This is a genomic window from Kribbella turkmenica (genome assembly GCF_004348725.1).
GTDB classification, from domain to species: domain Bacteria; phylum Actinomycetota; class Actinomycetes; order Propionibacteriales; family Kribbellaceae; genus Kribbella; species Kribbella turkmenica.
The window spans coordinates 1-5,858 of record NZ_SMKR01000273.1; the positions used below are offsets into that span (position 1 = coordinate 1).

Annotated in this window: 8 protein-coding genes; 4 read left to right on the plus strand and 4 right to left on the minus strand. The window is 68.8% G+C overall.

Annotation, left to right across the window (positions count from 1 at the left end; all coding sequences use genetic code 11):
- The 4 genes from E1218_RS34695 to E1218_RS34705 form a co-directional block, all read right to left on the minus strand.
- Window positions 1–616, minus strand: a 616-nt coding sequence (locus E1218_RS34695) for a class I SAM-dependent methyltransferase (RefSeq protein ID WP_132327273.1), incomplete at its 3' end; no start/stop codon positions are given.
- Between the two features lie 31 nt (window positions 617–647).
- Window positions 648–1,001, minus strand: a complete 354-nt coding sequence (locus E1218_RS34700) for a dihydrofolate reductase family protein (RefSeq protein ID WP_233712673.1) — start codon at window positions 999–1,001, stop codon at window positions 648–650.
- Window positions 985–1,215: a hypothetical protein gene (locus tag E1218_RS36430; protein ID WP_165949554.1), complete on the minus strand. Its 231-nt coding sequence runs from the start codon at window positions 1,213–1,215 to the stop codon at window positions 985–987. Before E1218_RS36430 ends, E1218_RS34700 begins: the two co-directional genes overlap by 17 nt.
- 25 nt (window positions 1,216–1,240) lie before the next feature.
- The gene (locus E1218_RS34705) at window positions 1,241–1,693 is read right to left on the minus strand and encodes a winged helix-turn-helix transcriptional regulator (RefSeq protein WP_132327275.1); all 453 of its coding nucleotides are present in this window, start codon (window positions 1,691–1,693) and stop codon (window positions 1,241–1,243) included.
- Between the two features lie 120 nt (window positions 1,694–1,813).
- Between E1218_RS34705 and E1218_RS34710 the strand changes: the two genes are divergently transcribed.
- The 4 genes from E1218_RS34710 to E1218_RS34725 are packed head-to-tail and all read left to right on the plus strand — an operon-like array spanning window position 1,814 to window position 5,834.
- Entirely contained in the window at window positions 1,814–2,713 is a 900-nt protein-coding gene (locus tag E1218_RS34710) for a nitrilase family protein (protein WP_132327276.1), read from the plus strand.
- A 4-nt stretch (window positions 2,714–2,717) separates the two neighbouring features.
- On the plus strand, window positions 2,718–3,890 hold the full coding sequence (locus E1218_RS34715) for a hypothetical protein (RefSeq protein ID WP_132327277.1): 1,173 nt from the start codon (window positions 2,718–2,720) through the stop codon (window positions 3,888–3,890).
- Window positions 3,887–5,452, plus strand: a complete 1,566-nt coding sequence (locus E1218_RS34720; protein ID WP_132327278.1) for an amidase — start codon at window positions 3,887–3,889, stop codon at window positions 5,450–5,452. Before E1218_RS34715 ends, E1218_RS34720 begins: the two co-directional genes overlap by 4 nt.
- Window positions 5,433–5,834 carry a tautomerase gene (locus tag E1218_RS34725; protein ID WP_132327279.1) on the plus strand — a complete coding sequence of 134 codons (402 nt, stop codon included), beginning with the start codon at window positions 5,433–5,435 and terminating at the stop codon, window positions 5,832–5,834. Before E1218_RS34720 ends, E1218_RS34725 begins: the two co-directional genes overlap by 20 nt.
- Window positions 5,835–5,858 lie beyond the last annotated feature (24 nt).

Below are 5,858 nucleotides of genomic sequence, written 5' to 3' on the forward strand. Positions count from 1 at the left end.
GCTCGGCGGTTCGGGTGAGGGTGGGGCCGTTGTGCTGGAGGGTGTTGAGGTAGGTGGACAAGGTGCGATGGTTGGCGCCGACCTGCTGTCGTAGCGTCGACAAGGCGCCGTCGGCCCGCCAGTAGCGCTCGTCGTAATACGTGCTGTCGGACGGCCAGGCACCGGAAACGCCCTCTACTCCTGGGAAACAGGGGTGCAGGATGCAGAAGGCGAACGTGCCGCCGGTGCGGAGCAGGCGATGGATGTTCGCCAGGGTGCCGTCCAGGTCGTCGATGTCGGACAGGCCCATGCTGCAGACGGCGGCGTCGTACGTCTCGCCGCGCAGGAGGTCCGGGTCGGCCGCGTCGGCGTGGAGGTAGCGGATGCCCAGTGCTTCACGGCCTTCGCGTTCGTCCGCCTTCGCGAGCATCGCCGGCGAGAGATCGACGCCGACGACGGACGCTCCTGTGCGCGCGAGTCCGCGGCTGATCCGTCCGTGGCCGCAGGCGACGTCCAGTACTCGTTGCCCGTTCACCTCTCCCAAGAGGTCGAGGAGTGCGGCCGTGACCGGATCGTCGAGATCGTCTGTCCAGCCGGTTGCGTAGTAGTCCGCGACGCCGTCGTACCGAGCTCTCATGCGTCGACGCTACCGGCGCACGACGCTGGGGTCAGTCTGCCCTCGGCTGAGTTCGTGCCGAGTAGATCAGGGCGACGGTGCCCGAGGGGTAGGACCGCGCGCTGCGCAGCGTGAGGGATCGGGGGGCGGTGACGTCGGTGAACATGGAGCCGCCGTGGCCGACGATCGCGGGGTTGAGCTTGATCCAGTACTCGTCGACGAGGTCCGCGGCGACGAGTGAGCGGACCGTCTTGGCGCCGCCGAAGACCACCAGACTGCCGCCGGCCGTGTCCTTCAGCCGGCGTACGTGATCCACGCCGTCGCCGGCGGCCAGCGTCGAGTTCGGCCAGGAGCTGACGTCGAAGTCGGTGTCCGAGGACAGCACGACCTTAGGGGTCCGGTTCATCCAGTGGGCCAGCTCCCCCCTCGGCGGCCGTCCAGTAGGCGCCCGCCGGCGTGAACGACGCATGCCCCCAGAGCATCGTGTCCGCGACGGCCGTCAGGTCGCCCGTCAGCTCCGCCGCCAGCTGCGGATCGGCGACCATGAACCCGAGGTCGTTGTCCGCCCCGGTCATGAACCCGTCGAGCGTCACATCGCTGAAAACGATCAGTGGTCGCATCGGTCCACTGTCACACCAGGCGCTTTCACATCGCTTTCACCTTGCGGACGAAGGCCTCGGAGGAATCGAGCGGGTGACCGCCGGCGTCAGTGACCTCGAGCTTCCGGAGCGGACGCTCGTTCTTCACGTCGAGCAGCACCGAGTGCGGCTCGTCCTCGTCGAACAGATGCCCCTCGCCCCACTGCCGCAGGCTGACCAGGATGGTGAACAGGTCGCGTCCCCGCTGGGTCAGGGCGTACTCGTGGTACGCGCTGCCGTCGGCGGCCGGGAGTACCTCGAGGATCCCGTGCGCGACGAGTTCGCGGAGCCGCGACGACAGGATGTTCTTCGCCAGCCCGAGGTTCCGCTGGAACTCGCTGAACCGGCTGATGCCGTCGAAGGCGTCCCGGACGATCAGCAGCGACCAGCGGTCGCCGATGACGTCGACCGCTCGGGCGACCGGGCACTCCGCCCGCTCGTGGGTCAATCGCTTCGGCATGGTCGATCCCCCTGCGGAATTCGTCGGAGCCAAGTGGTTGCAAGTATAAACCAGCTCCTCTACGCTCCAGGACAATGCGGTTTCAATTTGAAACCACTCTGCGGCTGAGGAGGCCAGATCATGACGGCACAGGCGGATCCGAGAGTGAGCCCGGTACGGGTGGCGGTCGTGCAGTTCGAACCCCGGGTCGGGGTCGACAACCTGAAGGCCAACGCCCTCGCGGTGGAGCAGCGGCTGACAGCGGCGGCGGACGCGGGCGCCGGCCTGATCGTCCTTCCCGAGCTCGCGACCACCGGCTACGTGTCCGAGACCCGGGACGAGGCGTACGCGCACGCCGAGTCGGTTCCGGACGGGCCGACCGTGGAGTCGTTCGCCCGGATCGCGGCCGCGCGCGACGTGTACATCGTCGGCTGCGTGGCTGAGCGGGACGGCGTGACGCTCTACGACACCGCCGTACTGGTGGGTCCGGACGGCTTCATCGGCCGCTACCGCAAGACGCACCTGTGGAACACCGAGAAGTTGTGGTTCACCCCGGGCGACGAGGGGTTCGCGGTCTACGACACCAGGATCGGCCGGATCGGGCTGCTCGTCTGCTGGGACATCTGGTTCCCGGAGACCGCGCGGATCGTGGCGCAGCTGGGCGCGGACATCATCTGCATCCCCACCGGCTGGGTCTGGACACCACCGCCGCTGTACGACGCGAGCGGCGTCTGCATGGCGGCGTACCTGACCATGACCGCCGCTCACGCGAACAACGTCTTCATCGCCACCGCGGACCGGATCGGCCAGGAGCGCGGCGCGGGCTTCATGGGCAACTCGCTGATCGCCGGCACGAACGGGTGGCCGATCGACCGGATCGCCGGACCGGACGAGGACACGATCATCTACGCGGACGTCGACCTGACGGCCGCACGCACGGCTCCGATCTGGAACCAGCTCAACGACCTGCACCGGGATCGGCGTACCGACCTGTACGACCAGATGCTCGGCTACACCGGCCGTGCTCCGCTGCCGAGGTGACGCCATGACGACCGTTCGCAGTACGACCGCTGTCCCGGGAGCGCGGTGGGTCGCCCCGATGTGGGCCGGGCTGGCCGGCGTCGCGCTGCTGGCCCTCGCCGGCTGGACGTTCTCCCTGGTGGCGCGCGATGCGACCTGGCAGCCGTGGGACGGCGACTACGCCGACGCGAGCCGGTTCGCTTCGTGGCTGGTCGGCTCCATCAGCGAGCCGCAGTTCTATGCTGTCGCTCCCGCCGGAGCGCTGCTGCTCGCCGGCGGCCTGCTCGGCCATGTCGCGTCGCGGATGTCATGGCGCTGGCAGGGCTTCGTCCAGGCCTGTGGCACCGGGCTGTGGCCGTGGGCGGCGGGTAGCGCGTTGGTCAGTCTGATGCTGGGCCACATTGCCTGGGGCTGGACGTTGGCGCCAGGGAGCTGGCAGCCCTTGTTCGTCCCGCTGGTGTCGGTGGCTCCCGCGATCGTAGTTGTCTACGGGCCCGGATGGCGGGTCGGTCTGTCGGCAGCCGTGCTGGGAGCGCTGTCGACTCCACCGGCCTCGATCCTCGTGGTCGAGTACGTCTGCGCTCCGCTCGACCTTCCGCCGGTCGTCGGCGCGACCACCGGTATGTGGCTGGCGGCGATCGCGGCTTTCTGGCTGTGCCGGCGCCTCAGTTGGATGCCGGCGCCTGGCGCTTGGCGGACGGAGGCTCCCGAGGCTCCACGTCAGTCGAGATTGTGGGTGCCTCGCCGGGCGCTGGCCGACTTCTCCGAGGCGCAGTTCTTCGGCAACGAGTGGGCGAGTGCCGCGCTGATTCTGGGCGCGGTCGTCGTACACCTGGTCAGTCCGTTCAGCACTTCCTACGGATCCGGCCTCTTCGGTGCAGTGCTCGCCGGTCAAGTGCTGACCGCGGTCGTCGGCGTGGTCGTCTGGCGGAAGAAGTGGCAGGCACACGGCTTCTATCCGACCTTCGTGCCCGTCGTCTCGGTGGCGCCGGCCACTGTGCTCGTCTTCGGCGGGACGTTGGAATCCGTTGTGGTGGGTGCCTTCGCCGGTGCGTTGATCGCTCCGCCGGTCGCTGCGGCGATCTCGGCTCGGCTGCCGGGGAGCTTCCACCCGTTCATCGGCAATGTCGCGTCGATGGGTCTCTGTACGGCGCTGGTCGTTTCGCTGCTCCGTCTCGTGCCGGGATTCACCGCATGACCGCGATCGAGGTGGGCCGGGCATTGCGGAGACGGGAGATCTCGGCGCGCGAGCTGGTCGGGTCGGCGTTACGTCGTACCCGGGAACTGAATCCCACCCTGAACGCCTTCGCGCTGATCGACGAGGAGGGAGCCCGGGCGGCGGCTCGGCTCGCCGACGAGCAGTTCGCCGCGGGGGTCGATCTGGGGCCGCTGCACGGCATCCCTGTTGCCGTGAAGGACCTCGTCGACATGGCCGGCCTGCCCACGAGTTGTGGATCAGGCAGCTCGTTCGGTGCTCTCGCGACTGCTGATGCCGAGGTGGTCCGGAGGTTGCGCGACGCCGGGGCCGTGATCATCGGGAAGACCACGCTGCACGAGTTCGCGTACGGCGCCACCGGGGATCGGTCTGTCCATGGTGCCTCGCGCAACCCGGTGGATCCGAGTCGGATGTCTGGCGGGAGCAGCGGCGGCAGTGCGGTCGCGGTCGCCGCCGGGATGGTGCCGATCGCGGTGGGAACCGACACCGCTGGCTCGGTGCGGGTTCCGGCCGCGCTGTGCGGTGTGGTGGGTTTCAAGCCCGCGTACGACGCTGTGCCGAGTGCCGGTGTCTATCCGCTGGCGCCGAGTCTGGACCACGTCGGCGTGTTCGCGGCGACGTCCGAGGATGCGCTTGTCGCGTACCAGGCGATCGGCGACCGACCGGTGACGTCTTTGCTTCCCGACGTCACGAACGGGCATGCCAGCAGACTCGCGGGTGATGCCGAGCGCGTTGCTGGTGGCGCTCAGGGGGTTGCCGGTGATGCCAAGCGTCTTGCCGGTGGCGCCGTTCCGGTTGCCGGTGGTGGCGGACAGGCTGCCGGTGGTGCTGGGCGGGTTGGCAGTGGTGCTGGGCGGGTTGGCGGTGCGCAGCGCGCGGGCGCACTCGACGTTCGCGGTGGTGCTGGGCGGGTTGCTGTCGGGTGGATTCCGCCGGGGGCGATCGCGGCGACGGATCCACGGATCGAGAAGCTGACGCGGCGTCGCCTGGATGGGGCCGGGTTTGCGGTTGATGTCGTTAGTGGGTTCCCGAAGTGGGAGCGATCGCTGTTCGAGGAGTTTTCCGTGCTCCAGGGGCGGGAGGCGTTTCGCGTGCACGAGCATCACCTGGCGGCGGATCAGGACCTCATCGACCCAGAGGTGCTTGCCCGTCTCCGCAAAGGTGGTGAAGTGACCGACCGGCGGTATGCCCGGGCCGGCGAGGCCCGGCACGAGATCGCGATCATGGTCGACGAGTTGCTCACGACGTACGACGTACTGGCTCTGCCGACCGTGCCGATCGTGGCGCCGGCCGTGGGGGCTCGGAGTATCTCCGTGGCGGGAGCACAGCTCGAGGTCCGCCAGGCCCTGCTGTCCCTGACCTGTTTGTGGAACCTGACCGGTTCGCCGGCGATCAGCGTGCCGGTCGGGCGGGTCGACGGGCTGCCGGTCGCCGTACAGCTCGTCTCGGCGCCGGGGAACGAGCAGCTGCTGTTCGCGGCCGCCCGGGAGCTTGAAATTGTCGACAATCGAACCAAGGAGTCCCATGCCGTCGATCCAGGTTGATCTGCCGGTGACGGCCGACGAGGCCACCAAGCAGGCGTTCGCCGAGCGCATCGGTGCTGTCTACGCAGGAATCATGCAGGTCCACCGGGATCTGCTCACCGTCTCGATCCACGACCTCGGCCGGGGAGGTGTGTGGCGGTGCCACGAGTCCGGTCCGCCGACGCCGTCCGCACTCATCATGTGCGACATCCGGAAGGGCCGGCCGGCCGAGGTCAGAGCTCGGCTGGCGCAGTCGCTGATCGACGCCTGCGTGGAGACCTTCGCGCTCGACGCGCTGTGGCTGAAGGTCGAGTTCACCCAGCACGACGGCGACGACATGTACCACCCCCACCTCGGCGGCTTCAACACCGACTGGACCGCCGACGAACGCTCAACCGCCTAGCACCCCAACCAACCCCCGCCGACC

Bases quoted from the DNA above. Each gene is read 5' to 3' on its own strand.
- E1218_RS34700 (WP_233712673.1), bottom strand. From the start codon at position 1,001: ATGAACCGGACCCCTAAGGTCGTGCTGTCCTCGGACACCGACTTCGAC.
- E1218_RS36430 (WP_165949554.1), bottom strand. From the start codon at position 1,215: ATGCGACCACTGATCGTTTTCAGCGATGTGACGCTCGACGGGTTCATG.
- E1218_RS34705 (WP_132327275.1), bottom strand. From the start codon at position 1,693: ATGCCGAAGCGATTGACCCACGAGCGGGCGGAGTGCCCGGTCGCCCGA.
- E1218_RS34710 (WP_132327276.1), top strand. From the start codon at position 1,814: ATGACGGCACAGGCGGATCCGAGAGTGAGCCCGGTACGGGTGGCGGTC.
- E1218_RS34715 (WP_132327277.1), top strand. From the start codon at position 2,718: ATGACGACCGTTCGCAGTACGACCGCTGTCCCGGGAGCGCGGTGGGTC.
- E1218_RS34720 (WP_132327278.1), top strand. From the start codon at position 3,887: ATGACCGCGATCGAGGTGGGCCGGGCATTGCGGAGACGGGAGATCTCG.
- E1218_RS34725 (WP_132327279.1), top strand. From the start codon at position 5,433: ATGCCGTCGATCCAGGTTGATCTGCCGGTGACGGCCGACGAGGCCACC.